Source organism: Brevundimonas sp. BH3, assembly GCF_045345115.1.
Classification (GTDB): Bacteria; Pseudomonadota; Alphaproteobacteria; order Caulobacterales; family Caulobacteraceae; genus Brevundimonas.
Genome location: NZ_CP150796.1, coordinates 79,851 through 105,882, shown reverse-complemented (window position 1 = coordinate 105,882; position 26,032 = coordinate 79,851). Strand labels below are relative to the sequence as shown.

Below are 26,032 nucleotides of genomic sequence, written 5' to 3'. Positions count from 1 at the left end.
TCAGGCGTCCAGAGCGCGGATGACCATAGTCCTCAGCCGTACAGCCAATATCGCAGGGTCGGTGATTGTGGTGGACCACGTCCGGGGACTGGCATTGGATGCGCGGATCGATGCCATCAAAGGTCTGGAGGTGGGGCTGGACATCACCGCCAGCCATAATCTGGCGGGTCTGGTGCCCGCGCGGCTGTCGCGCGCGCGGGATATCTGGAAACGGTCTTAAAGACCCGCAGGCATGGTGCCGGAATTGATGGCAATACGGCCCACCAGACCCTTTACGATCAGATCAAGCGCCGAGCCTTCGCGATAATCTGCGGCGGCTACAAAGTTCACGCGGTCTTCCGAGATCAACGAATAGACCTTCTTCTGGTCCTTCTCGTTCGAACGCGGATCATAGACGGCAATCGAGAAGCCGCCCTTGGTGTGCATCATCTTCATGGTCGGCACATCGGTGTCGCCGTCGCCAAGGAAGATCATACGGTCGAACGGGATCGGACGATCTTCGTCAGGGATGAAGTGGTTGACCCGCTCGTGTTCCCAGTGGTTTTTCACGCCCTTGTTGATGCGGAACAGATACTGGGTCTTGGTGGTGTAGTTGACGCCCACCGCCGGCCATGCGGCCTCGCCGTTCTCGTCATAGACATAGTGGCTGGCAAAGACATGGCGCAGTGCCGGACGGATCGGCGTGCCGTCGATCATTTCCTCAAGGCCTGCCGAGATGATGTAATGCTCGATCTCGAGATTGTACTTGGCCCCGAACTCATTGATGCGATCAAACCATGACAGGTCGCGCAGGCCCTCGAACAGGGCCACATCCTTGCCGTGATCGGCCAGCATGTCCTTGGTGATCGAGATGCCTTTGTCGCGGGCATGTTTCAGCATCAACTGCATATACATCAGGATGCCGTCGGCATCTGCGGACTTGGTCAGGGCTTCAGCCTGTCCCCAGAATGCGCCGATATCCATACCGACCGAAGGAATGAAGCTGACTTCTTGCATATTTCCACGGGCAAGTGTGCCGTCGAAATCATAGATGATAGCGGTCTTCAGCGGGGCTTGATCGGCCATGGGGGCAGGGGTTCCTAAACTCTTGGAACGGCCCTGTAGCACGAAGTCATTCCAAAATCAGTTCCGGTGTCGCGCTGGCCTTATGGGCCTTGGTCGGAAGCTTGAGGATGAAGGTCGCCCCCTTGCCGGGTGCACTCTCGACCTCGGCCGAACCACCATGCAGCTCAACCAGAGCCTTGACCAGAGCCAGAGCTACACCCGGTCCACCACGCTCGCGACGGACAAAGCGGTCGAACACGTGGGCCTGGAGGTGGAAGGGAATACCGCGTCCGGTATCGCTGACGCGGATCAGAATATCCTCGCCCGAGGTTGTAGCCTCCAGTTCGACGGCACCGCCATCCGAAATGGCGCGGCAGGCATTTTCCAGCAGGTACCCGACCGCCTGACCGATACGTCGCTCGTCACCCCGCACCACAGGCAGCCCCTCGCCCAGTGACAGGTTCAGATTACCGCCACGCCCCTCGACCTTGGGCCGGATGTCTTCGGCCAGTTGGGCCAGAAGCTCGGGCAAGCGCACATCGCCGAGATTCAGCTCCATCTCGCCTGCATCGATCTGGGCCATGTCCAGCACGTCGTCGATCGAGCTGGCCAGATGGCTGGCGGCCACGCGGATGGCACCGGCATGCTGGCGGCTGCGGTCGGGCAGGTCGCCCATGGCTTCCAGCAGTTCCGAATAGCCGACAATGGTCGTCAGTGGCGTGCGCAGCTCATAGGAGACGCTGCCGACAAACTCGCGCTTGAGAGCCTGACTCTCGGCTAATGCCGCTTCTTTTTCGGCTAGAGCCTGTTCCAGAGCGCGGCGGGCGGTTTCGTCCGAGAAGGCGACAAGGGTGGCACCGTCGGGCAGGGGGCGGGTCTTCCACACCACATGGCGTCCGTCCTGAGTACGCCCCTCGCCCGAGACCGGCACACGGCTTTCGGGGTCTGGATCGGCCACACGGGCCTTCAGGCCCATCCACAAGGCATTGTCGGGCAGTAAGGAGCGGCACAGCTGGGCCACATCGTCAAAGTCCTGAGCCACATCCAGCCGGTCCTTGGACAGGTTCCAGAAGGCCTCGAAGGCGTCGTTACGTAAACGCAGACGGCTGTCGGAGCCAAACACGGCCACGGCGTCGGACAGTTTGTCGAGGGTGGCGGTCTGGACCTGGATTTGCGCGTTGTAACGGCTGCGCAGGTTCAGTTCGTCGGTAATGTCCGAGAAGATCAGCAGGATGCCGCCCAGCGGGTGCGGTTGGCGCACCACACGCAAGGTGCGGCCGTCGGGCAGGCGCCATGTGTCATCGGGTGAAACTTGTGCTGCGCCATAGAATTCCAGCTCTGAGGCCTTCCACTGGGCGTAATCGACCACTTCGGGCAGAAGGCGGCGCTGACGTAGGCGGTCCAGTAGTTCGCCATGGGTTGGCCGCTCGTCCAGCCATGCGGCGTCGATGTTGAACAACTGCTGGAAGGCGGTGTTGTGGAAGGCCAGACGTTTGGCCGGACCGAAAATAGCCACGGCATCGGCCAGATGGTTCAGCGTTTCGTCATGGGCCTCGACGTGGCGGCGCAGGGTGTCGCGCGTTTCCTCCGCCTCGGTCATCTCGATGGCAAAGACGATGACCGCACCGCGCCCGCCGATCAGCGGCTCGGCCAGTATCTTCCACGCACGGCGGCGCCCATCCGAGGAGGACCAGCGGAAGCCTTCCTGATGGCTGTTCAGGCGCAGGGCCTCGCTAATGATGGCATCGGCCCCGCGATCAAAACTGATACCGTTGTCGCGGGCCTGTTGCAGACTTTCGGCGCGGGTTTCCCTCAGCCATGCACTATTGGCCCAGACCAGCTTGCCGGTACCGTCCACGACCCATGTCGGGGCAGGGGATTGCTCGGCCAGAACACCGGGGCCTGCCTCCATGCCGATGGCATGGGTGATACGCGACAGGCGAACCCATGCCCCCCCGCCAAGGGCGCGGCCTTCGACAGCCCATGATCCATCGGTAGATTCTATAACGGTTTCAAAACCTTCCCCCTCATCAAGGAGGCTGGCCATGCGCTCGGGGTGCAGACGCTGCAGGCGCGCCGTCAGTTGGGCTGCGGCCTTATTTATATCCTCGGTGCTGGGGTGACGCGCCGTGGGGAGCGGTTGTTCGACCAATTGGAACAGGGGCTCGAACGGGCCGTAAATGGCCCGAACATCGCCTTCGGGTGACAGAGCAATCCGCAGATCATCAAAGGCGTTCAGCGCGCCCGTACAGGCGGCGGACTGGATCAGCGCATGCGAGGCCTGAAACTCCACTTCCTGTTCGCGGCGCTTGATCCCTCTGTGCAGACGTGCCGCCCATGTTGTGACAGCAAGGGCCAGACCTGCGGCTCCTGCGGTGGCCACATAGGCAATGTCTGCGGCGATGTTGGCCTCGGCCATACGCGCTCCAGAGGGAAAATGGTTGATTCGCGTTTACCATACTCTGTGCGGGGGCATTCGGCGACGCTTGATGCCGCATTGCCGTATGAAGCGGCGCGGGCAATATATTTTGCATGCAACAGATATGGCTCGACCAGACCGCCCCGTCATTGGACGATTTTGACCGTCTGGCCCGCAAGGCGTTTGACGAACTACCCGCCCTGTTCCGGCAGGCGTCGGCAGATGTGGTTATTCGGATTGATGATTTTCCAGACGCGGAGATATTGCGCGATCTGGAAATCGAGGATGGCTTCGAACTGACCGGCCTATATGTCGGGGTGCATGTGGGCGAGCGAGATGGGCTGGGACCTGCCGCCGAACCGTCACGCGTTTTTCTGTATCGTCGCCCTATTCTGGACGAATGGTGCGAGCGGGGCGATGTCGGGCTTTATGAACTCATCTCTCATGTGCTGATCCACGAACTGGGCCACCATATGGGGATGGATGATGAGCGTATTCATGACGTCGAGGACGATGCTGATTGAGGCCAGCGTAACAGCCGGAGCATGAAAAAGGCGGCCCGTCAGGACCGCCTTTTGATTTTTAGGCCGTGCGTTCCAGCAAGGCGATGAAGAAGCCGTCCAGGCTGCCCTTCTCGGCCCATTGGCCGGGCAGGACACGCAGCCAGCTTTCTTTGGTCAGGGCCTCAAGCGGGGCACCCACCGAGGCCGGATCGGCGGCGACGGTTTTGAAACCGGCATGACGGCGCAGGAAGGCGATCATTTGGGTTTCGCCCTCTTCGCGTTCCAGCGAACAGACGCAATAGACCAGCTTGCCGCCGACCTTGACCTTTTGTGCGGCCACATCCAGCAGGCGATGCTGGACATCGGCCAGTTTAGCGATGTCGGCAGGGCGCACAGCCCGCAGGGCTTCGGGATTGCGGCGATAGGTGCCGGTGGCCGAGCAGGGGGCATCCAGAAGTACGGCGTCGAACTGGCGGTCGTCTTCCCAGTCTTCGGCAGGGATGGCGACGACTTCGGCGCTCAGCTTGGTGCGCTCGAAATTCTGGCGCAGGCGTTTCAGGCGGCTTTCCGAGCGGTCCAGAGCCACTACCGAGGCTCCGGCGGCGGCCAGTTGCAGGGTTTTACCACCGGGGGCGGCGCACAGGTCCAGAGCTGTCTGGCCGGATTTCACATCCAGCAAGCGGGCTGGTATGGCGGCGGCGGCGTCTTGCACCCACCAGTCACCCTCTTCGAAATGCGGCCATGAGGCCACATCGCCGCGACGGTCTGTGCGCAGTGTACCGCCTTCGAGGATGTTGGCTTCCAGAGCTTGGGCTAGGGCGGCGCTGTCGGCTGAAGGCTTGACCGAGATATCGGTGGCGGGCTCAAAACGGGTGGCCTCGGCCAGACCGACAAAGGCCTCGTCGCCATAGGTGGCCTGCCAGCGGGCGGCCAGCCATTCGGGTAGATTGGCCTCGGGCTTGGTGATGCCGAAACCGTCGCGGTCGATGCCGCGCAGAACCGCATTGATCAGGTTCTTGTAGGGACGGGTCTTGTTGTCGCGCTCGGCCAGTTTCACGGCGGTCGAGACAGCCGCAAAGGACGGGGTTTCCAACACCAGCATCTGCGCCACGGCAATGCGCAGAATGGTCATGGTCGGCAGACCCGGAAGCGCTTTCAGGCGTTTACCGAGGATCTGGTCGATCTCACCCAGACGACGCAGGGCCCCCATAGCGCAGGCGCGGGCAAAGGCACGGTCGGCGGGCGATAGGTCGCGCGCGGGGCTCTTGGCCATTTCCTCGTCAAGGCCGGTGCGCTTTTCGAGGGCGGCATTCAGCAGGACACCGGCCACAAGGCGGGCTTGCACCCCGACCTCGGGATAGCGGTCCTCGCCCTGCGGACGGCTGGAGGGCTTATGGTTGGTGGCGTGGCGACGCTGGGCGCTGCCACGGTTGGAGCCACGGTTTTGCGGACGGCCCTTGTCGCCGCCTTTGACAGGCGGGCGGCTCATACCGACACCTGCGTGCCAAGCTCGACCACGCGGCCGGGGGGAATACGGAAGAAGTCGGTCGGATTGGCGGCGTTACGCATAAGGAAGATAAATAGCTTGTCTTGCCACAGGGGCATGCCCTGACGGGCGGAAGGAACAACGGAACGGCGCCCAAGGAAGAAGCTGGTCGACATGATGTCGAACTTCAGCCCCTGACGACGGCACTGGGCCAGAGCCTTGGGCACATTGGGCGTTTCCATATAACCGAAGGTCAGCGTCACGCGTTTGAAATCGTCGGAAATGACCTCGATTTCGATACGGTTCTGGTCGCTGACACGCGGCTTGTGAGAGGTGTGCACTGTCATGATGATGTTCTTCTCGTGCAGCACCTTGTTGTGCTTGAGATTGTGCATCATCGCCACCGGTGCCACGGTCGGGTCCGAGGTCAGGAAGATGGCTGTGCCCTGAGCGCGATGCGGCGGACGGGCCGACAGCATGTCGATAAGATCCGTCAGCGGCAGGCTGTCGCGACGGGTCTTTTCGCCAAGGATCTGGGTGCCGCGTACCCATGTCCACATCAGCATGACCAGAAGCCCGCCAATGAGCAGCGGCATCCATGCCCCGTCAGGAAGTTTCAGCAGGTTCGAGCTGAGGAAGACGAGATCGACAAAGCCCATCGGAATGAGCACGGCCAGTACGCCCCACAGCGGCCACTTCCACTTGTGGCGTGCCACGGTGAAGGCCATCAGCGTGTTGACAAACATCACGCCGGTCACCGCCACGCCATAGGCGGCGGTCAGGTTGTGGGTGTTCTGGAAGGTGACCAGCAGGAACAGCACCCCGACCATCAGCAGGCCGTTAATGGCCGGAACATAGATTTGTCCCGCCTGTGTTTCCGAGGTGTTGCGGATATCCAGACGTGGCAGCAGACCCAGTTGCACAGCCTGTTGCGTCACCGAGAAGGCACCGGTGATGACGGCCTGCGAGGCGATCACGGTGGCGGCGGTCGCCAAAAGCAGCAGCGGCCAGTAGATCAAGTGCGGCACCATGTTCCAGAACGGGTTGTCCATGGCCGACGGATGGGCCAGCAGATAGGCACCCTGTCCCAAATAGTTCAGGGTCAGGCAGGGCAGGACGATAAACAGCCAGCCCTTGCGGATGGGCGATTTGCCGAAATGGCCCATATCGGCATAGAGGGCCTCGGCACCGGTAACGGCTAGAAACACGCTGCCGAGGATCACAAAGCCCAGCATGGGCTTGGCTGCCAGCATGGTCAGCGCATAGTGCGGCGACAGGGCGGTGATGATCGACAGGTCGTCAAAGATATGGAACAGGCCAAGCGCGCCCAGCGACAGGAACCAGACGAGTGTGATGGGGCCAAAAAACTTGGCCAGACCCGCCGTGCCATGGGACTGGACCATGAAAAGTCCGATCAGGATGACGGCGGCAATCGGCACAATAAACGGGTTGATGGCATTGCCGATGCCGGGGGCGCCCTTGATGCCCTCGATTGCGGACAAGACCGAGATAGCGGGGGTAATCACGCCATCGGCATAGAAGAGCGCAGCCCCGCACAGGCCCAGCACAAACAGGAAGGCACTGCGGCGACCCAGAGCGTTCTGGGCGAGCGCCATCAGCGACAGGGCACCGCCTTCGCCACGGTTGTCCGCACGCATCAGGAACAGGACGTATTTCAACGTCACCACGATCATCAGCGCCCAGAAGGCCAGCGAGACGACACCCATAATGGCCAGATGCGGATCGCCCAGCCCTTGGGCATGTCCGACGGCTTCGCGCAGGGCATAGATCGGGCTGGTGCCGATATCGCCAAAGACGACGCCGATGGCACCGATCAGAAGCGCACGTTGGGCATGCTTGCTGACAGGCGTGCCGTGCGGTCCATCGTGGGACGGATTGGGCGCGTTGTCAGAAGAAGCGGATTGACTTGCGGCGGCCGATTGTCGGTCGTCGCGGGGTTGGTCCCCGACCATGCAAAACCTCCGGGCGGCGTGAGGAGACGCACCCATTAAGAGCGGCGGGCCTTTAGCCCCTTTCTGTCAGCGGTTCAATCGCGATGAAGTTCCGGCAGACGCGCGGCCGACAAAATGCGTCGGTCGGACTTGCCCTGGACGATGACGACCAGAGCATCATTGCTTAATCCGCGTGCGGACAGTTCACGAGGCAGTTCATAAAGGGAGGCACGCCCTCTCCAATCGCCCAAGTGATGGATTTCCTTCACAACATTTATATGTTTGACCGACTGTCCCTGATTGTCACCGGCTCGAACTTCAACGGTTTGAAGACCCGGTGCATAGCGTACAGCGACCACTTCGGCTCCGCCTTGTGGCAACCGGCCAGAGCCAACGGCGACACGATCACCGGTTTCACGAAATTCGATATCGGGCGGCGGCAGGCTGTTGGTGGCCGTCTGGGCGAGGGCATTGTCCAGATCGGGGGCGCGACGCGGGATCAACTGGCGCTGGCCGTTGATAACGACCTGCGGGGTGGCGACGCTGCGAAGACCGAGCGCCTGACGATAGCCGCGCTGACGTTCGGTGAATTCGGGACGGGCAAAGGTATCGCGCCACCCCAGATAATCCCAGTAATCAACGCCATAGGTCAAAACCACGACATTGGGATTGCGGGCGACCTGTTCCAGAGTCGCATTGGCGTCGGGACAGGCGCTACAGCCCTGTGCGGTGAAGAGTTCCACCACGACGGGCCGGTCTTCCGCGGTCAGAGCCCAGGATGCGCTGGCCCCAAGCAGGGCAGCACCGGCAAGACCTCCAAGGGCGATACGGGTGGACCATTTTTGCATGGCGGCCAGATTAAGCACTGCTTTTATAAAAGTACTGCTCATAAAAGCGTGAAGGGCGGCAGGTTGTCCTGCCGCCCTCCATAAGATCACGCAAAGCGCGGATCCTTAGTCCATCAACTGTTGGGCCAGATAGACATAGTGGCGCGCCCAGCGACGGGCATTGGCCACCGGATCGGCGTCGTTGGAGTGACCGCCGACGGTGTCTTCGTAATAGAGGTGGTCGTGGCCCTGATCACCCAGACGTGCCGCGAACTTGCGGGCGTGGCCCGGATGGACACGGTCGTCCAGCGTATTGGTGGTGATATAGGCGCGCGGATATTTCACTTCCGGACGCAGCAGTTGATAGGCCGAGTATTTGGAGATGAACTCGGCATCGGCAGGGATGCGCGGATCGCCATACTCACCGATCCACGAGGCACCGGCGGGCATTTCCGGATAGCGCATCATGTCGATCAGCGGGCTTTCGATCACAGCCGCATTGAACAGGTCGGGGTTCTGGGTGATCGATACCGAGGTCAGAACGCCACCGTTGGAGCGGCCATAGATGCCGAGGTGGCGCGACGAGGTGATACCGCGGGCGATCAGGTCACGACCGATGGCGGCAAAATCGTCAAAGGCGTGCTGGCGATTTTCACGAAGGGCCGCCTGATGCCATTGCGGGCCGAACTCGCCGCCGCCACGGATGTTGGCCTGCACGAAGACGCCGCCATTCTCCAGCCATAGCTTGCCCATTTCCGGCTTGTAGGCCGGTGTCAGGCTGACCTGGAAACCACCATAGCCCAGCATGACGGTCGGGGCCTTGCCATCCATGGCGAGATCGCGCGGACGCACGATGAAATAGGGCACCTTGGTGCCGTCGGTCGAGGTGGCCTCATACTGTTCGACCATATGGGTCGAAGCGTCGAACTTGGCCGGAGCGGATTTCAGCTCGGTGGTGGTGCCGGTGTTGAAATCGGTCAAGCTGAGGGTCGGCGGGGTCAGGAAGCCTTGCGTCGAAACAAAGACGCGGCCCGTGGTACGCGAACTGGAGCCGAGGCTGACAGCCATATTGTCCGGCACAGCGATGGCTGTGGCGGTCCAGCCGTTTTCGCTCTCGCTAAAGCGCGACAGGCGACCAACCACATTGTCCGAAACAGCGGCCAGAATGCCGTCCTTCATCACGCGCACGTCCTGAAGCGACTGGCGCTCGGTCGGCGAGAAGACGAGGGCCGCATTGCGCGGATAGGCAATGCGCGGACGCATTTCACCCAGCAGGTTGAACGGAATGGCGAGCAGTTCGCCGCCCTTATAGTCGTGACCGTCAAAGCTCCAGTCCTGATCCGGTGAGAAGACCAGCTTGTCGCCCAGCATGCCCTGCACACCGACGCGGGTCGGCAGGTTCAGCCTATAGGGCTTGTTGTCGCGGCCCAGCGCCCAGGTTTCCGAGCGGAAGGTGTCCAGCGGACGGCTGAACAGCACCGCCTGTACCACACCGTCCGGATTGCGCATGACCATGGGCGAGACGCCATAGCCGCCATCGGCCTGTTCACCGCGATAGACCTCGGTGGCCTGTGCCAGAGACTGACCGCGCTTCAGCGCCTTGATGATGAAGGGGTAGCCAGACTCCGTCATGGTGCCCGCACCGAAATCGGTGGCCACCAGAAGGGTGTCGGCATCCAGCCAGCTGATGCGGTGCTTGCCTTCGGGCAGGTCGAAACCGCCCGCGACAAAGCTCTTGGTGGTGGTGTCGAACTCGCGCACGCGCACGGCATCCTTGCCGCCGTCCGACAGGTTGATCAGGCAGCGCGTCTCGTCCGGCTGCAGGCAGGACGAGCCTTTGAAGACCCAGTCACGACCCTCGGCCTTGGCGAGAGCGTCGATGTCCAACAGGGTTTCCCACTGCGGCGTGGCGGTGCGGTAGCTGTCCAGCGAGGTCCGGCGCCACACACCCTTGGGGTTGGTGCCGTCCTGCCAGAAATTGCCAAGACCATCGCCAAGGAAGCTGACGCCCGGAATACGGTCGGTGGCCGTCAGGATGGCCTGCGCCTGCTCGCGGAAAGGCTCGTAACGGGCATCGGTGGTCAGAGCGCCCAGCGATTTGCGGTTGGTCTCGGCGACAAAGGCCATGGCCTCGGTGCCTTGTACCTGTTCCAGCGCCAGATGGTCATCGGCCGCAGCGACACCGGCGGGCGACAGATCCTTCGGGAAGTGCGGCGGCATGGCGTTCGATTGCACCACGGTGGTCGAAGCGTTTTGCACGGCGGTAGCTGCAGGCGCGCAGGCCATCAGCAGGACCGGCACACAGGCCGAAGCGATAAGTGTTTTCATCATCGGATTTAGTTTCCCTGAGCTTCGGTGGACTGAGGCGTGTCGATCAGACGACGGGTCAGATAGGTGTATTCAAGGGCCAGACGGCGGGCGCTTTCGCGCAGGTTGGCCCCTGCAGCGTGGCCGCCGTCGGTGTTCTCGTAGAACAGGACCTGATGGCCCAGTTCTTCAAGGCGGGCGGCTGCCTTACGGGCGTGGCCGGGGTGGACGCGGTCATCCTTGGTCGAGGTGTGGATGAAGACTTCCGGATAGGGCGCATCGGCCGACAGGCGCTGATACGGCGAGTATTCGGCGATCCATGCACGTTCTTCGGCAATGTCGGGATTGCCGTATTCACCCATCCACGACGCACCGGCCAGCAGCTTGTGGAAGCGCAGCATGTCGAACAGGGGCACCTGAATGACGGCGGCGTTGATCAGGTCCGGACGCTGGGTCAGCATCGCGCCCATGAACAGACCGCCTTGCGAGCCGCCCATAATGCCAAGGTGCGGTTGGCTGGTGATGCCACGCGCGATCAGGTCCAGAGCCACGGCCTGGAAGTCCTCGTGCGCACGTTGACGGTTTTCTTGCAGAGCGGCCTGGTGCCAGCGCGGGCCGAACTCGCCGCCGCCACGGGTATTGGCGATGACATAGACGCCGCCGCGCTCCAGCCACAGCTTGCCCATCGGGCCGCTATAGGAGGGCAGCAGCGACGACTGGAAGCCGCCATAGCCGTAGAGCAGGGTCGGGTTGGAGCCGTCCATCGGCGCGTTCTCGCTGCGCACGACGAAATAGGGCACCAGCGTGCCGTCCTTGCTGACCGCCTGATGCTGTTCGACGATCTTGCCGGTAGCATCGAACTTGGGCGGCAGGGACTTGGACAGGGCCATCTGGCCGGTCGCGGCATCACCGAAATAGAGGCTGGACGGCGTCAGATAGCCGCTGACCGAGGCGAAGAACTGGTCGTTCTGGCTGGAGGTCGAGCCGATGCCGACCGTGACGTTTTCCGGCAGGTTGGCGCGGGTGCGCGACCAGTCTGCAGGATCATAAACATAGATCGAGCCGCGCACGTTTTCATAAAGCGCGACGACCAGACGGTTGCGGGTGGCGCTGATGCCTTCGACCGCTTCGCGCTCGCCCGGGCTGAGGACCAGTTCGGCCTGAACCGACTTGTCGGCCAGCCACGCATCCAGATCATAGGCGAAGATGTCGCCGGTCTTGAAGGTCTGGCCCGACGGCGCGGTCCAGTCCTCGTCGGTCGAGATGACCAGCTTGCCCGCCACCAGCGCATTGATACCGCCCTTGGCCGGCATCGGCACCTGAGTGACCGAGTTGTCGGCGTTTAGAATGTATTTGTCGCTGCTATAGAAGTCGCGCATGCGCTGCACGAAGGTGGCCTTCACCACGCCGTCGGCATCGCGCAGGGTGTAACCGCTGACCGACATGTCGGTGGTTTCGCCTTCAAAGACCTGAACCGCCTGATCCAGTGTCTGACCGCGCTTGAGGATGCGCACGGTGCGCGCATAGCCCGACGTGGTCAGCGAGCTTTCGTCATAGGCATAGGAGATCAGCAGGGTGTCGCGGTTGATCCAGCTGACGCCCGACTTGGATTCCGGCAGGTTGATGCCGCCCTCGACGAACTGTTTGGTGACCTTGTCGAACTCGCGAATGGTCACGGCATCCTTGCCGCCGTCCGATAGCGAGATCAGGCAATAGCGGCCTTCGGGGGCAAGGCAGGTCGCGCCCTTATAAACCCAGTTTGCGCCTTCGGCAGCGGCGAGGGCGTCAAAGTCGAGAATGGTTTCCCACTGCGGATTGGCAGTGTTGTAGGAGTCCATCGAGGTGCGGCGCCAGATGCCACGCACATGCTCGGCGTCCTGCCAGAAATTCTCGAGCGAGCCGTCGCGCTGGATGCTGACGCCCGGAATGCGATCGCGCGATTGCAGGATGTCCAGCGCCTGTTGGTACAGGCCTTCATAGCGCGGGTCCGATTGCAGCGTGCCCAGCGAATGCTTGTTCTTCTCGGCCACCCATGCATCGACGCGAGGGCTTTGCACATCTTCGAGCCAAATATAGGGATCGGTGGCGTCGGTCGTCGCAAAAGCGGCGGGTGCAGAAGGGGTCTGGGCCATGGCGACAGCAGGAATTCCGGAAGCGAGAAGAAGCGCAGCAGCGGCAACTGCCGAGCGACGGGCCAATTTACGGTGCATTCAGATGATTTCCCTATGGGTTATGATTTTTCGGCACCTTGGCTGTGGTCGTGCCACGGGGCAAGGCGACAAATAGGGCGGGCGGCCTAGTGGCCTTCGTCGGGGATATTCAGCAACAGCCCGCAGGCCTTGCAATGGACCGCATCGGGGTCATGTTTTTGAAGACCGCAGGACGGGCAGGGAAATTTGACCTTATGTGGACGGATCAGGGTCTGGGCCAGACGGATGAAAAGGGTGATCCCGACCAGCATGATGACGATAGAAATCACGCGGCCCCAATTGCCTGGCAGGGTGATATCGCCGAAACCGGTGGTCGACAGGGTGGCGACTGTAAAATACAGCGCGTCCAGATAGCCGTTGATACCCTCGGCCTTGCCGCGGAAATAGGCATAGACGAAGCCTGTGGTCACAAAGATAAAGGTCACCAACGCGGCCATGGCGCGGGTGATTTCCTCGACGCGGGTATCGTCGAACTTGCGCCCCAGCGTGCGCCAGAACAGATCGCTGTTCAAAAGGCTCCAGAACCGCAGGAGGCGCAAGAAACCGAAATTAGCCAGCCATGCGGGGAATAGAAGCGTTGCCAGAACAAACAGGTCTATCCAGACGATAGGCCGTTTCAGCCATTCCTTGAGCGAGTGGTAGGCATAGGCGCGAGCCGCCAGATCCAGTCCGAGGATCAAGGCCACCAGATAGTCGATGGCATAGAAAACCCATCCGGCTTCTTTGAGGATGGGGGCGGCGATAAAAAAGCCGATGATGGCAAGATCGATTATGATGACCATCAGGCGGAATTTCACCGCAGCAGGCTGGGTGCCGTGGTACAGATAGCGCAAGCGCGCTCTCAGGCGCAGACCCTCGATGGTTTTGGGCGGCGGGGGGGAATGTGGGTCGCTGACACGCATAGCCAAAGCGATACATGAGTTGCAGGGAAATCCCATAGGATGAGTGCCAGATAATGAGCGAACACCAGCACCGGAAAACCGCTGAATACGGCTATGTGCGCATGAATGGTGCGGGAAATGCTTTTATCGTGGTCGATGCGATGGAGACGCCATTCCGACCATCCGAGGACGAGGTACGCCGTCTGGCTTCCGTCGAAGCCGCCCTTGGTGGCTTTGACCAGTTGATCGCTGTCGAGAAGGCCGTCGATGGTGACGCCTTCATGCGGGTGTGGAATTCGGACGGTTCGCTGGTGGAAACCTGCGGTAATGCCCTGCGCTGTGTCGGCTGGCTTATGCTGGATGCAACCGGAAAGTCCGAGGTAAAGATCGACACCATGGCCGGACCGACGCTGGCGCGTGTTGCTGGAGATCGTGACGGCCTGCACCAGGTTACGGTGGATATGGGCCAACCGCGTCTGGACTGGCAGCAGATCCCGCTGGCCGAGGAAATGGACACACGCGGTATCGAGCTACAGGTCGGGCCGATCGACAATCCGCTGGTGCATACGCCGGGCGCGGTTTCGATGGGCAACCCGCATGTGGTGTTTTTTACGGACCGTCAGGATGATGTCTTTGTGCGCGGCACAGGCTCACTTGTGGAGCATCACCCCCTGTTTCCTGAGGGCGTGAATGTCGGTTTCGCCAATGTTTTGGACCGCCAGACCATTCGCTTGAGGGTTTGGGAACGTGGCGCTGGATTGACGCTGGCCTGTGGAACGGGGGCCTGTGCGGCCATGGTTGCCGCCAGCCGCAAGGGCCTGATCGACCGCTCTGCCAGAATGATCCTCGACGGCGGTGAATTGTTTGTTGAATGGGATGACGCGACGGGCCACGTTTTTATGACGGGACCGGTTGAAATTGAACTGACATCACAATTTCAGTCTGTGCTGTAATGCAGTGTGAGTAATGAGCGGTTGTCCCTGAGGAAACCACGCTCTAGGAACAATAGGCTGCACACGCCTTTGGTTTGAGAATAAATGCCTGATTTGACCGATAAACAGACCTTCTCGGATGACGACGCTCTGGATTTCCACCGCGTCCCGACGCCGGGCAAGATTTCCATGGCACCAACCAAGCCGATGGCGACCCAGCGCGACCTGTCGCTGGCCTATTCGCCAGGCGTGGCTGTGCCGGTGCGTGCCATCGCCGAAGATCCCGACAAGGCTTATGATTACACCTCCAAGGGCAACCTTGTTGCGGTGATCTCGAACGGCACGGCCATTCTGGGTCTGGGCAATCTCGGTCACATGGCGTCCAAGCCGGTGATGGAAGGCAAGTCGGTCCTGTTCAAACGCTTTGCCGATGTCGACAGCTTCGACGTCGAGGTGAAGACGACCGATCCCGACGAGTTTATCACCGTTGTGAAAAACATCGGCGACACTTGGGGCGGCATCAACCTCGAGGACATCAAGTCTCCCGAATGCTTCGAGATCGAGGCCCAGCTTCAGGACCTACTCGATATTCCGGTTTTCCATGATGACCAGCACGGTACGGCGATTATCGCCACGGCCGGTCTGATCAATGCCGCGCACATTGCGGGCAAGAAGCTGGAAGACCTCAAGGTTGTTCTGTCGGGTGCCGGTGCGGCCGGTCTGTCGACGATCGGACTGATGAAGGCGGCGGGCGTTAAGGCCGAGAACACGGTCATCTGTGACCGCGACGGCGTGGTCTATAAGGGCCGCCCAAGCGGTATGGACCAGTGGAAGGCCGCTCACGCCACTGAAACCCAGCACCGCACTTTGGCCGAGGCCATGGTCGGTGCCGATGTGGTGATCGGTCTGTCGGCCAAGGGCGCGATCAGCAAGGAAATGGTGGCCACGATGGCCCCGCGTCCGATTATCTTTGCGATGGCCAACCCCGATCCCGAAATCACGCCGGAAGAGATTCAAGAAGTGCGCGATGACGCGATCATCGCCACCGGCCGTTCGGACTATCCGAACCAGGTCAATAACGTACTGGCCTTCCCGTACCTGTTCCGCGGTGCGCTGGATGTGCGCGCCCGCCAGATCAACCACGAAATGAAGGTGGCCTGCGCCGAGGCCCTCGCCGCCCTCGCCCGCGAGGATGTGCCGGACGAGGTGGCAGCAGCCTATCGTGGTCGAAAACTGAAATTCGGTCCGGACTACATCATTCCGTCGCCGTTCGATCCGCGTCTGATCTGGTACATCCCGCCCTTTATCGCTCAAGTGGCGATGGATACCGGTGTGGCCCGTACCCCGATCGACGATATGGAGGCCTATCGTATTTCCCTGCGCCAGCGCGTCGATCCGTCGGCTGCCCTGATGCAGAAGATCTCGTCGGCCGTCCGTATGGGCCCGAAACAGCGCGTGGTCTTTGCCGAGGGCGAAGAGCAGTCGGTGATCCGTGCCGCCTGGGCCTTCAAACAGGCCGAGCTGGGCGAACCGATCCTGGTCGGCCGCGAAGAACTGATCCGCCAGAACGCCGCCGAAGCGGGTTTCAATTTCGATGATCTGGGCATCAAGATCATGAATGCCCGCATCTCGGAACGTAATACCGAATATGTGGACTGGCTGTATAACCGCCTGCAACGTCGCGGCTATCTGCGCCGTGACGTACAACGCATGATCAATCAGGACCGCAACTATTTCGGTGCCGCCATGGTGGCGCGCGGCGAGGCGGACTGCATGGTTACGGGCGTGACCCGCAACTTCAACATGGCCTTGAAAGAGGTCCGCCGCGTTCTGGACGTGAGCGGGCGCATGATCGGCCTGTCGATCGTGCTGGCCAAGGGGCGCACCCTGTTTGTGGCTGACACCTCGATCCATGAACTGCCCAATGCCGAGGAACTGGCCGAAATCGCCATCAAGGCGGCTTCGACGGTTCGCAAGCTGGGCCGTACGCCACGCGTCGCCTTCATGTCCTACTCGACCTTCGGTGATCCCCCTGGTGATCGCGGCGAGAAGGTGCGCGAAGCCATCCGTATCCTCGACGGTATGGATGTAGACTTCGAATATGAAGGCGAAATCCCGCCGGAACTGGCGCTGAACCCCGATGCGCGTGCGAACTATCCGTTCATGCGTCTGACCGGTGATGCCAATGTGCTGGTGATGCCGGCCATTCATTCAGCTGCCATCTCGACCCGTCTGGTTCAGTCGCTGGGCGCGGCGACCGTGATCGGTCCGCTGCTGGTCGGTCTGGAAAAGTCGGTGCAGATCGTGCCGCTGGGTGCCTCGGTCAGCGAGATCATCACCTCGGCGACCTTTGCGGCCTATTCGGGCGCTGGTATCGAAGAGTAATCTTCGGGCGAGAACCAAAGAGAAAGGGCGGTGCCAATGGCACCGCCCTTTTTCGTTTAGGCGTCCTGTTGTTCCTGCGCCTTCTTCAGCGCCAAGTGGCGCGGCGCGACATAGAAGGCCAGCGCAATGGCAAACAGGCCGATCCCCATCGAATAGAAGAAGAAGGTCATATAGCCCGCGCCCAGGCCCGCGACACTGACCCCGCTCTTGGCGGCTCCCTCGACCAGAGAGCCTTCGGGCAGGGCGGTGAAAAAGCCCTTCAGCGGAGCGGTGAACCCACCGGCGTCGGCCGAGCGGGCCGAGGCCTCGACGATCTTGCCAGATTGCGAGGCTACAAGCTTGCCGGGCAGAGCATAGAGCGAACTGAACAGGGCATATTGCGTGGCAGTAAAACCGACCGAGGTCAGGCTGGACATATAGGCAATCAGGGCCGTGCCCGCGATGCCGGTGGCCACATTGTCGATGCCAATAGAAATGAACAAGGCGTGCAGGTCATGGCCCTGTGTGGCCAGCCAGGCAAAGACCAGATTGGAAATCGGGCTCATAAAGGCCCCGATCAGCATGGTGCGGATCAGTCCGAAACGAGCGACCATCGCTCCGCCCACAAAGACACCCAACGACATGGCAACCACGCCGAAGATCTTGCGGACCTCGCCGATTTCCAGAAGGCTGAACCCCAGATCCAGATAGAAGGGGTTCATGATGTTCAGGACGAAATCGGACAGGCGATAAAGGCAGATCAGCGCAAGGATCGGCCCGGCCAGCTTGCCGAAACGGACGAAGAAATCCTTCACTGGCGCACCGAATGAAGCGGCCAGATAGGCCCCCGGGCGGGTGCGATAGTTGGGAACGGGCGAGCAGGCACAGAATAGCAGGCCAAATCCGGCAATGATCCAGACAAATTGGATCAGTACGCCCAGACCGCCTGACGTTTCCAGACCGCCTGCAAACTGGGCCATCAGCGCATCGGGCAAGACCGGACTCAGTGCCCATTCAAATGCAGAAATCTTGTCGGTCAGGCCGGTGCCGATCAGGATGGCGGCAAGGAAGATCAGGCCGATACGGATGACCCATTCGATCTTTTCGGCGACGGGGCGCGACGGGATGTCCGACACCGGAATGGGGCGGATGACATGGGCTTGCTCGCGCGGGGCCAGCAGTACCCCCATGACGCCGATCCCCATCAGGGCGGCCATCACGGCATAGGACAGGTTCCAGTTATAGAACTCGGCCAGGGCCAGCGGCACGAAACCGGCGACGATCTGGGCGACGCGATAACCCAGTTGATAAGCCGCAGCCATGGCCCCTTGGCGGCTGTCGTCCACGGCCTCGATGCGCCAGGCGTCAATGGCGATATCCTGTGTCGCACCAAAGAAACCGACCATGACAGCAAACAGCGCCACCATGCCCAGATTGTCATTGGGGTTCTGGCCCGAAATCAGCCACAGGCCGAGAATGATGACGCCTTGTGTGGCCAGCATCCACGAGCGGCGATGGCCAAGCCATTTGGACAGAAGCGGAATGTTCGTCCGGTCCAGCAATGGGGCCCAGACGAATTTCAACGCATAGGTCAGAGTCGCCAGCGCAAAGAAGCCGATCATTTCCAGCGAAACGCCGCTGTCGCGCAGCCATGCTGACAAGGTGTCATAGATCAGCAGGAAGGGCAGACCCGCAGAGAAGCCCAGCAACAGCATGGAAAACGGGCGGCGCTCGGCATAGACCGCAAGTCCCGCCAGACGTCCGGCCCCGGCTTTACCTTTGGCTGCGCTGTCAGACACAGGGGTTCCGGCGGGCGTTTGTTCAGGCTGTACCATACAGGACTCCGGCAAATGACCGGAGGCGTCAGGCATCAGGTCGTGGCGGCCAATTTGGCGTGGTTATATCCGTTCGTCCAGCGCGATAGCGCCATTCGGAGCGCATCAATTTCCAGTGGTTTGGTCAGATGATCGTTCATACCCGCTTCCAGACAGGCCGCGCGGTCTTCGGCATAGGCATTGGCGGTCAGCGCGACTATGGGGGTGGCGTCACCTCGCGCCCGTAACTGTTGGGTGGCGGCGACGCCATCCATGCGCGGCATTCGCATATCCATGAAGATGATATCGAACAGGTGCGACCGTGCGGCTTCCAGCGCCTCGTGTCCGTCTGCGGCGGTCTGGACGGTACAGCCTTCGCGGCGAAGCAAGGTTTTGGCCAGTAACTGACCGACAGGATTGTCTTCGACCAACAGCACCCGCACGCCTTTGAAGGAGCCTGCGGCCAGACGGTCGTCTTCCAGATGGCGGATCGACAGCGGTGTTATATCGGTCCGTTGCGAGGCGACCTTGATCCGCTCGGCAAGGGATTCACGACGCAAGGGTTTGATGAGATAGCCGTGATAGCCGTCGCGTTTATAGCTCGAGATTAAATCCCGTTCGGAGGGTTTGAGCAGGATAATAGCGCGTTGATTGGACGGCAGGGGGACCCGCTGGTTTTCATCGGCCAGTGTATGATCGATCAGGATCACCTCGGCCTGTTTGATAACCTTACCACCGCTGGCGATGATCTGGTTATGAATACTGGTGCACAACATCGGGTCGGGGGTGGCAACCTGAACCGTGATGCCGCCCAGAGGACGGCTGCGTTCGGGGGTGGCGGCGCGGTTGAACTGCGCTTCGAAACGAAAGCGTGCGCCGGGTCCATCCGGCCGGTCTTCTACCGACACCTTGCCCTTCATGGCCTCGGCAAGGCGACGCACAACGGCCAAGCCCAGTCCTGCCCCGTCATGCCGCGCGGCATCGGACTGGTCGGCATGACCGAATTCCTCGAAGATGCGGCGGCGGGCCTGTTCAGGAACGCCGGGGCCGGTATCGTCAATCAGGAAACAGATTTTGGGCTTCAGCTCCGTGCCGCCGCAACGCGATATGGAAATATGCACGCCGCCATGATCGGTGAATTTCACAGCATTACCCGCCAGATTGAATAGAATCTGACGCAGGCGGCCTTCATCGGCAATGATATCGGGTGCATTGGCGTCGACCGACCACATGATTTCCAGCCCGCGCTCATGGGCGCGGGTGCTGAGCAGTTCGGCAACGCTGCGTGTCAGGCCCTCCAGATCGACGGGGGCCAGATCGAACTCCAGCGCCCCTGCTTCGAGACGGGCATAGTCCAAAAGGTCGTTGACGAGGCCCAGCAGGTGCTCCGCAGATTTCTGGGCCGCCTCGGTATAGGCGCGCTGGGCTCCGTCAAGACGTGTGCGCGACAACAGGCCTAGCATCCCGATAACCCCGTTCAGGGGCGTTCGCATTTCATGACTCATCAAGCGCAAGAACTGCTGTTCAGGAGCCCCCGCCGACAATTTGTCGAGTGCGGTCATGGTGACGGAAGATGTTCGTGCGCGTGAAGCCATAAGCTGAAGCTTAGGAGAGAGAATGTAAAAAACTGACGAACATCGATTTTTTAATTTATGACACTGCGGGTTTCATAAACGAGAATTCCTGTTCTGCTTGCAAGGTGTTGCGACGGTACATCAGGGCTTCTGCGACATGATGGCGTGCGATGGTGGTGGAGCCTTCCAGATCGGCAATGGTGCGCGCCAATCGCAATGTACGGGTCCAGCCGCGTGCGCTCATACCGCTGCTTTCGGCCGCACGGGTCAGCAAGACCTTGGCGTCGGCATCAGGGCGGGTGAAGGTTTCGAAGGCCTCGCCGCTCAGGCGGGCATTCAGGCCCTCACGGCTGTCGATACCGAAATCTGTCGCGCGACGGGTTTGCAGATCGCGGGCGCGGCTGACGCGTGCGGCGACCTCGGCTGTGCCTTCGGCGGGGGGTGGCAGGGCCATATCGGCGGCGGTGACTGGCGGGGTATCAATCGTCAGATCGATGCGGTCGAACAGCGGGCCTGAAATACGGTTCTGATAATCGCGTTGACAGCGTGGAGCCTTGCCGCACGCCCCTTTTCCTGCACCACCCATGCCGCAGCGACACGGGTTCATAGCGGCGACCAACTGGAAACGTGCCGGATAGCGCACATGGGCATTGGCTCTTGCGACCATGATTTCTCCGGTTTCGAGAGGCTGGCGCAGGGAATCCAGAGCTTGCGGCGAGTATTCAGGCAGTTCGTCGAGGAAGAGGACACCATTGTGTGCCAATGACGCCTCGCCGGGTTTGGCGCGATGACCGCCGCCTGTTAATGCGGCCATTGAAGCAGAATGATGCGGGGCGCGAAAAGGCCGGTCTCGGCTCAAGGACCCTCGCTCTATCAGGCCCGCAACAGACCATACCATCGAGGTTTCCAAAAGCTCGGCAGGCGTCAGGGGCGGCAACAGACCGGGCAGGCGCTGGGCCAGCATCGATTTTCCCGAACCGGGCTGACCGATAAATAACAGATTGTGCCCACCGGCGGCGGCAATCTCCAAGGCCCGCTTGGCCCCTTCCTGTCCTTTGACATCGCGCAGATCGGCCACGGCCTTGGCTTCGTTCATATCGCCCGGCTTGGGAGCGGTCAGGATTTGCTGGCCACGGAAATGATTGATGAGCGAGATTAACGAGCGAGGGGCCAAGAGGCGTACATCGCCCGCCCATGCCGCCTCGGGACCATTGGCTTCGGGACAGATCAGACCCAGCCCCATGGCGGAGGCGGCCACCGCAGCAGGCAGGGCCCCGCCGACGCGCGCAATCTGGCCATCTAGCCCCAGCTCTCCTATGGCCGACCAACCGTCGAGGGCATCCGGCCCGATCACTCCCATCGAGGCCAGAAGGGCCAGAGCAATCGGCAGGTCGAAATGGCTGCCTTCCTTGGGCAGGTCGGCGGGGGCCAGATTGGCGATAATCTTTTTGGGTGGGAGGGAAAGGCCGATACCGGCAAACGCCCCGCGCACCCTCTCGCGGCTTTCGGCCACAGCCTTGTCCGGCAGGCCGACAATGGAGAAGGCCCCCTGTGGCGTGGCCACCAACTGCACCTCGACATCGACGCGGCGGGCCTCGGCCCCGTCAAATGCCAGCGTCACCACGCGTGCCACCATGTTTGTTCCCCACCGCTTCCGGACTGGAACAAATCACGAACTTATAGGCTTTGCAATAGCGCCGATATTTTAAATATCTAATCCGCTTCGGGCGTGATGCTGTGAATGACCGTGCCCTCAGCATCGAGGAATTGGATCGAGCCGAAGCCTTCTTCGGTAACGGTTATCCTGATACGGGGTTTGTTGTTCTTGTCCGAGAGGGAAACGGCGGGGGTACCGTCAGCGGCAACGGTGAACCGCATACGGGTGGGGGTGGACACGCCGGGGACAAGCGCATTGCCCAGTGCCGGCTCGCGTACCAGAGGGGGAGCTTGATTGATCGAAAAGGCCACCGATCCATCCGGTGAAACCCGCCAGCCAATTGCATCCATGGCGGGATGGTCCAGCGCCAGTACCGCCATGCCGCCCTCGACATCGGCAGTGCCGAAGCCGCCGCGTTCACTACCCTTGTCATCATAAAGGATTAGTCCCGCGACATTGAAGGCGCGTTTGTACTGGATGCCGTCAATGATCGGCGCGGGTGTTTCTCCCGACAATGTCATGCGGATAGTGCCGTCAGCATCGACAATATCGATACGCCGCGCACTTATCCGGTTATGGTCCGGAGTTTCGATACGCGTTTGCGGACTGTGGTCTTCGATGATGCGGTTCAGGACGTCCAGTGACGGTCGTTTGGGTTCTGCGTCCTGTGACATGGCGGGAACAGCCGTCAGGGTCGCCAGCACCATCGGTACGGCCGTCATGAGTATCGAACGCATGGTTTCTCTCCCGCAGAGCGGCTGTCTCTAGGGCTTACGCTTGCCGCTTCTGTTCGATCACTTCCCACATCGCAGCCGTAGCGTCGATACCCGAAAAATCCAGAAGCTGTTGGGCGCCGGTCGGAGAGGTGACGTTGATCTCGGTCATATAGTCGCCGATCACGTCGATACCGACAAAGATCAGGCCACGTTCTTTCAGATAGTCGCCGATAGTGGCGCAGATTTCCTTGTCGCGTTCGGTCAGTTCGACGGGGGCTGCGGTGCCGCCAACGCGCAGGTTGGAGCGCACCTGATCCTTGGCCGGAATGCGGTTGATGGCCCCGATAGGCTCGCCATCGACGATCAGGATGCGCTTGTCGCCAGCCGATACGGCGGGGATGAATTTCTGGATCACCAGCGGATCGCGAGAAGCCGAGGCGTGGATTTCGATCAGTGCTTCGAGGTTCGGATCATCGGCTTTCAGACGCACCACCCCCGAGCCCGCCGCACCATGCAGAGGTTTCAGGACCACATCACCGTGGCGTTTGTGGAAGTCCACAAGGGCAACCGGATCGCTGCTGACCAGTGTAGGTGGCTGCAGTTGTGGCCACAGGGTGGCGACCAGTTTTTCTGGGGCCGAACGGACCTCTGCGGGATTATTGACCACCAGGGTCTTGGGATGGATGCGTTCCAGCAGATAGGTGGCGGTGACATAGGCCATGTCGAACGGCGGATCCTGCCGCATCAGCACCACGTCGATATCGTTTTCTAGGTCCAGCTTGACCTCGTCGCCAAAGGTGACGTGATCGCCCTGTGCTTTTTTCACGGTGACCGGACGGGCGCGACAATAGAGGCGGCCTTCGTCCAGAGCGAGGGTGCGGAAGTCATAGACCCATAGCTTGTGGCCGCGTGCCTGCCCCGTCAGGGCCATCAGGAAGGTGGTGTCCGAGCTGACATTGACGTCCTCGATCGGATCCATCTGGATGGCGACTTTGAGCATGGCGTTTCCTTTAACGGGCCGCGTGGTGTGAAGAGCAAGGCTTTGATGCAGGGTGCAACCAAGGCTATGGATCATGTGTGGCGATGCGGGTGCGGGTTCGCAAGGACCGCAGAGGCGATAAATGCCGCTAGTTCAGTCTCAGCCGGATTTTGTGCAGGCTATAGGCTGTGCTGGCCTCGACGGCATCGCTGATTTCACGGGCGCGGGCGATGGCCTCCATGGCACCGTTTAAAATGCCCTGACGCTCGCGTGCGGCGGCGACATCCAGCCACGGGCGGTGGTCGCAAGGGTCCAGCAGAGCGCGGCGCAGGGCCGAGCGTTCGGCCAGATCATAGGCCTGACCCTGCATAGCGCGGGCAAAGACGATGTTCTGCAGTCTGATCAGGGCCTGTCGGTCGCTGATCGGAGCCATCAGCAGGTCCAGCCGATCGGCCACATGCAGGGTCAAGCCGGCATGCAGGGCACGGCGGGTCAATTCGCTGGGCAGGACAAGACGACCCTGGCTAAAGGGGTCCAGAGCCACCGGCCCTTCGGGGGTTTCCACCCGCAACAGGACGTGGCCGGGGAAGTCGACGGCGGCGGCTTCCAGACCCGCACGGCGGGCGGCCTCCAGATAGAAGATGACCAGCAGTGCCGACAAACCCCGACGCGACTGGGTGACATTGATAATATCGGTGCCGTGCAGGGTTTCACCGTTCAGAAGGTCGCCATTCAACCGGAAATCTCCGGCCATGGTTTCAGTCAGCGCTTCGTCCGGTGACTCTTTTTCGACGCGTTCGCGCAGTCGTTTCGACGAGGCTTCTACCAGTTGACGTACCGCCGAGGCGTCACGAAAAGGGGTGTCGTGCAGAGCACAGGCAATGGTGGCTTCCAGCGTCGGGAAGACCTTGTCATCGGCCAGTCCGGCGGTTTCCAGAATGGCTATCGCCTCTTCACGGGTCAAAACGCGTCCGTCCACTGCTCATCAGGTTGCGAACATGGCGCGGAAAGCGACCGGGCGATAGGGCAATAAGATCAAGGCGCGGGGTGAGACGGTTCAAGGCGGGGCGGCTGCGACACAGGCGGGTCGCGGCCTGTAACAGTCGATCCTGTTGGTCGGGCAAAAGCGACAGTTCGGCCTGATCCAGACGGGTGCGGGACTTGACCTCGACGACGACCAGATTGTCGCCCTTGCGCGCCAGAATATCGATCTCGGCCATGGGGGTCTTCAGACGAAACCCCAGAATCTGATAGCCTTTGAGCATCAGGTATAGCGCCGCCAGCCACTCATTGCGGTGGCCGGTGCGCCAGGCCTTGCGGCCTCGCCCGCTGCGTTCGGATACTGCCACAGATATTTCTTGCCCCCCGTCGGCCCTATTTGTCCTGCCTATTTTCCCTGTAGGTCCAAGGCGCGTTTGTAGAGCATTTTGCGCGGAAGATTGAGTGCTTTGGACACTTCCGAAGCGGCCTCGCCCAAGGGCAAGCGGGTCATGGCTTCGGTCAGGGCCGTGTCGATATCGGCCTCGCTGGCCACTTCGTCAGCACCCGGCGCGATGACGATAACGATCTCGCCCTTGGGGGCATCGCAACGCGGATTGGCGGCCAGTTCGGGCAGGGTGCCGCGCACGCATTCTTCGTAAAGCTTGGTCAGTTCGCGGGCGACCGCAGCCTCGCGGCGGCCAAGCACTTCGGCCATGTCGGTCAGGCTGTCTTTCAAGCGGGGGCCGCTTTCAAAGAAGACCAGTGTCTGGCGGGCAGTGCGCAGTTCTTCAAGGGCCGTTTTACGCGCGGCTGACTTGGGCGGCAGAAAACCGGCAAAGGTAAAACGGTCTGACGGTAGGCCCGCTATACACAGGGCCGCTAGTGCGCTGGAGGCACCGGGAATGGGATGGACGGGCAGGTCTTCAGCAATGGCGGCGCGGGCGACGACAAAGCCCGGATCGGATACCATCGGTGTTCCGGCATCGGATACAAGGGCTACCACGGCCCCGTCCCTCAGGTGCTCGACGGCTATTTCGGCGGCGCGGGCCGAGGTGTGGTCATCACAGCGTTCCAGCTTGGCCTTGATGCCATAGGCGCTCAGTAGCTTGGCTGTGACACGGGTGTCTTCGGCTAGAACCAGATCGGCGGCGGACAGCACATCCAGTGCCCGCAAGGTGATGTCGCGCAGGTTCCCGATCGGCGTCGCCACCAGATAGAGGCCGCCGGAGACAGAGCGGGCAGGGGGCGCGGTACGGGGGAAAAGGACGGGATCGGCAGCGGGATCAGTCATGGCGCGGACCCTGCCAGTGTCTGCGATCCGGCTCAATGGCGGGGGTGACAAAAAGTAAAACGGGCCGCCTTGGAAAGGCGACCCGTTGTACTGGT

Annotated in this window: 20 protein-coding genes; 4 read left to right on the top strand and 16 right to left on the bottom strand. The window is 61.2% G+C overall.

Annotated elements, in window-relative coordinates:
- Positions 1-19 precede the first annotated feature (19 nt).
- Positions 20-220, top strand: a complete 201-nt coding sequence (locus WEU32_RS00460) for a PilZ domain-containing protein (protein WP_406852484.1) — start codon at positions 20-22, stop codon at positions 218-220.
- Here WEU32_RS00460 and WEU32_RS00455 read toward each other — a convergent pair.
- Both WEU32_RS00455 and WEU32_RS00450 read right to left on the bottom strand, forming a co-directional pair.
- Complete coding sequence (locus WEU32_RS00455; RefSeq protein WP_406852483.1) at positions 217-1,065, bottom strand: haloacid dehalogenase-like hydrolase; 849 nt, start codon at positions 1,063-1,065, stop codon at positions 217-219. The two genes, WEU32_RS00460 and WEU32_RS00455, sit on opposite strands and share 4 nt — an antisense overlap.
- Positions 1,066-1,111: 46 nt before the next feature.
- Positions 1,112-3,463 (bottom strand): ATP-binding protein, encoded by a 2,352-nt coding sequence (locus WEU32_RS00450; protein ID WP_406852482.1) that lies wholly within the window; start codon positions 3,461-3,463, stop codon positions 1,112-1,114.
- Positions 3,464-3,576: 113 nt separating this feature from the next.
- On the opposite strand from WEU32_RS00450, the gene WEU32_RS00445 reads away from it, so the two are divergent.
- Complete coding sequence (locus WEU32_RS00445; protein ID WP_406852481.1) at positions 3,577-3,987, top strand: metallopeptidase family protein; 411 nt, start codon at positions 3,577-3,579, stop codon at positions 3,985-3,987.
- 58 nt (positions 3,988-4,045) lie between these two features.
- On the opposite strand, the gene WEU32_RS00440 is transcribed toward WEU32_RS00445, so the two are convergent.
- The 6 genes from WEU32_RS00440 to WEU32_RS00415 form a co-directional block, all read right to left on the bottom strand.
- The gene (locus WEU32_RS00440) at positions 4,046-5,455 is read right to left on the bottom strand and encodes an RsmB/NOP family class I SAM-dependent RNA methyltransferase (RefSeq protein ID WP_406852480.1); all 1,410 of its coding nucleotides are present in this window, start codon (positions 5,453-5,455) and stop codon (positions 4,046-4,048) included.
- On the bottom strand, positions 5,452-7,425 hold the full coding sequence (locus WEU32_RS00435) for a potassium transporter Kup (RefSeq protein ID WP_406852479.1): 1,974 nt from the start codon (positions 7,423-7,425) through the stop codon (positions 5,452-5,454). Before WEU32_RS00435 ends, WEU32_RS00440 begins: the two co-directional genes overlap by 4 nt.
- Positions 7,426-7,499: 74 nt before the next feature.
- A complete protein-coding gene (locus tag WEU32_RS00430; RefSeq protein WP_406852478.1) occupies positions 7,500-8,294 on the bottom strand; it encodes a DUF1223 domain-containing protein in 795 nt (264 codons plus the stop codon).
- 63 nt (positions 8,295-8,357) lie between these two features.
- Positions 8,358-10,562, bottom strand: coding sequence for a prolyl oligopeptidase family protein (locus tag WEU32_RS00425; RefSeq protein WP_406852477.1), 2,205 nt, complete (start codon positions 10,560-10,562; stop codon positions 8,358-8,360).
- Between the two features lie 5 nt (positions 10,563-10,567).
- Positions 10,568-12,748, bottom strand: coding sequence for a prolyl oligopeptidase family protein (locus WEU32_RS00420; RefSeq protein ID WP_406852476.1), 2,181 nt, complete (start codon positions 12,746-12,748; stop codon positions 10,568-10,570).
- A gap of 86 nt (positions 12,749-12,834) precedes the next feature.
- Positions 12,835-13,650: an ion channel gene (locus tag WEU32_RS00415; protein ID WP_312138592.1), complete on the bottom strand. Its 816-nt coding sequence runs from the start codon at positions 13,648-13,650 to the stop codon at positions 12,835-12,837.
- A gap of 53 nt (positions 13,651-13,703) precedes the next feature.
- Between WEU32_RS00415 and dapF the strand changes: the two genes are divergently transcribed.
- Together dapF and WEU32_RS00405 are read left to right on the top strand one after the other, a co-directional pair.
- On the top strand, positions 13,704-14,582 hold the full coding sequence (dapF, locus tag WEU32_RS00410; protein ID WP_406852475.1) for a diaminopimelate epimerase: 879 nt from the start codon (positions 13,704-13,706) through the stop codon (positions 14,580-14,582).
- Between the two features lie 84 nt (positions 14,583-14,666).
- Positions 14,667-16,946: an NADP-dependent malic enzyme gene (locus WEU32_RS00405; protein WP_406852474.1), complete on the top strand. Its 2,280-nt coding sequence runs from the start codon at positions 14,667-14,669 to the stop codon at positions 16,944-16,946.
- A 56-nt stretch (positions 16,947-17,002) separates the two neighbouring features.
- Here the strand turns inward: WEU32_RS00405 and WEU32_RS00400 are convergent, their stop codons facing one another.
- The 8 genes from WEU32_RS00400 to rsmI all read right to left on the bottom strand — a co-directional run bounded on the left by WEU32_RS00400 (position 17,003) and on the right by rsmI (position 25,937).
- Positions 17,003-18,724: an AmpG family muropeptide MFS transporter gene (locus WEU32_RS00400; RefSeq protein WP_406852473.1), complete on the bottom strand. Its 1,722-nt coding sequence runs from the start codon at positions 18,722-18,724 to the stop codon at positions 17,003-17,005.
- Between the two features lie 71 nt (positions 18,725-18,795).
- Positions 18,796-20,301, bottom strand: a complete 1,506-nt coding sequence (locus tag WEU32_RS00395; protein WP_312814677.1) for a response regulator — start codon at positions 20,299-20,301, stop codon at positions 18,796-18,798.
- Positions 20,302-20,389: 88 nt separating this feature from the next.
- On the bottom strand, positions 20,390-21,949 hold the full coding sequence (locus WEU32_RS00390) for a YifB family Mg chelatase-like AAA ATPase (protein WP_312814675.1): 1,560 nt from the start codon (positions 21,947-21,949) through the stop codon (positions 20,390-20,392).
- A 77-nt stretch (positions 21,950-22,026) separates the two neighbouring features.
- Complete coding sequence (locus WEU32_RS00385) at positions 22,027-22,707, bottom strand: hypothetical protein (protein WP_406852472.1); 681 nt, start codon at positions 22,705-22,707, stop codon at positions 22,027-22,029.
- Positions 22,708-22,741: 34 nt separating this feature from the next.
- Complete coding sequence (gene gshB / locus WEU32_RS00380; protein WP_406852471.1) at positions 22,742-23,686, bottom strand: glutathione synthase; 945 nt, start codon at positions 23,684-23,686, stop codon at positions 22,742-22,744.
- 127 nt (positions 23,687-23,813) lie between these two features.
- Entirely contained in the window at positions 23,814-24,629 is an 816-nt protein-coding gene (locus WEU32_RS00375; protein ID WP_406852470.1) for a transglutaminase family protein, read from the bottom strand.
- Positions 24,619-25,014: a YraN family protein gene (locus WEU32_RS00370; protein WP_406852469.1), complete on the bottom strand. Its 396-nt coding sequence runs from the start codon at positions 25,012-25,014 to the stop codon at positions 24,619-24,621. The genes WEU32_RS00375 and WEU32_RS00370 overlap by 11 nt, the downstream gene beginning before the upstream one ends.
- Positions 25,015-25,052: 38 nt before the next feature.
- Entirely contained in the window at positions 25,053-25,937 is an 885-nt protein-coding gene (gene rsmI / locus WEU32_RS00365) for a 16S rRNA (cytidine(1402)-2'-O)-methyltransferase (RefSeq protein ID WP_406852467.1), read from the bottom strand.
- Between the last annotated feature and the right edge of the window lie 95 nt (positions 25,938-26,032).

Excerpts from the sequence above, each read along its gene's own strand:
- dapF (WP_406852475.1), top strand. The coding sequence starts at position 13,704 with ATGAGCGAACACCAGCACCGGAAAACCGCTGAATACGGCTATGTGCGC.
- WEU32_RS00435 (WP_406852479.1), bottom strand. The coding sequence starts at position 7,425 with ATGGTCGGGGACCAACCCCGCGACGACCGACAATCGGCCGCCGCAAGT.
- WEU32_RS00395 (WP_312814677.1), bottom strand. The coding sequence starts at position 20,301 with ATGACCGCACTCGACAAATTGTCGGCGGGGGCTCCTGAACAGCAGTTC.
- WEU32_RS00430 (WP_406852478.1), bottom strand. The coding sequence starts at position 8,294 with ATGAGCAGTACTTTTATAAAAGCAGTGCTTAATCTGGCCGCCATGCAA.
- WEU32_RS00415 (WP_312138592.1), bottom strand. The coding sequence starts at position 13,650 with ATGCGTGTCAGCGACCCACATTCCCCCCCGCCGCCCAAAACCATCGAG.
- rsmI (WP_406852467.1), bottom strand. The coding sequence starts at position 25,937 with ATGACTGATCCCGCTGCCGATCCCGTCCTTTTCCCCCGTACCGCGCCC.
- WEU32_RS00420 (WP_406852476.1), bottom strand. The coding sequence starts at position 12,748 with ATGCACCGTAAATTGGCCCGTCGCTCGGCAGTTGCCGCTGCTGCGCTT.
- WEU32_RS00460 (WP_406852484.1), top strand. The coding sequence starts at position 20 with ATGACCATAGTCCTCAGCCGTACAGCCAATATCGCAGGGTCGGTGATT.
- WEU32_RS00385 (WP_406852472.1), bottom strand. The coding sequence starts at position 22,707 with ATGCGTTCGATACTCATGACGGCCGTACCGATGGTGCTGGCGACCCTG.
- WEU32_RS00405 (WP_406852474.1), top strand. The coding sequence starts at position 14,667 with ATGCCTGATTTGACCGATAAACAGACCTTCTCGGATGACGACGCTCTG.
- WEU32_RS00390 (WP_312814675.1), bottom strand. The coding sequence starts at position 21,949 with ATGGTGGCACGCGTGGTGACGCTGGCATTTGACGGGGCCGAGGCCCGC.
- gshB (WP_406852471.1), bottom strand. The coding sequence starts at position 23,686 with ATGCTCAAAGTCGCCATCCAGATGGATCCGATCGAGGACGTCAATGTC.
- WEU32_RS00450 (WP_406852482.1), bottom strand. The coding sequence starts at position 3,463 with ATGGCCGAGGCCAACATCGCCGCAGACATTGCCTATGTGGCCACCGCA.
- WEU32_RS00425 (WP_406852477.1), bottom strand. The coding sequence starts at position 10,562 with ATGATGAAAACACTTATCGCTTCGGCCTGTGTGCCGGTCCTGCTGATG.
- WEU32_RS00440 (WP_406852480.1), bottom strand. The coding sequence starts at position 5,455 with ATGAGCCGCCCGCCTGTCAAAGGCGGCGACAAGGGCCGTCCGCAAAAC.
- WEU32_RS00455 (WP_406852483.1), bottom strand. The coding sequence starts at position 1,065 with ATGGCCGATCAAGCCCCGCTGAAGACCGCTATCATCTATGATTTCGAC.
- WEU32_RS00445 (WP_406852481.1), top strand. The coding sequence starts at position 3,577 with ATGCAACAGATATGGCTCGACCAGACCGCCCCGTCATTGGACGATTTT.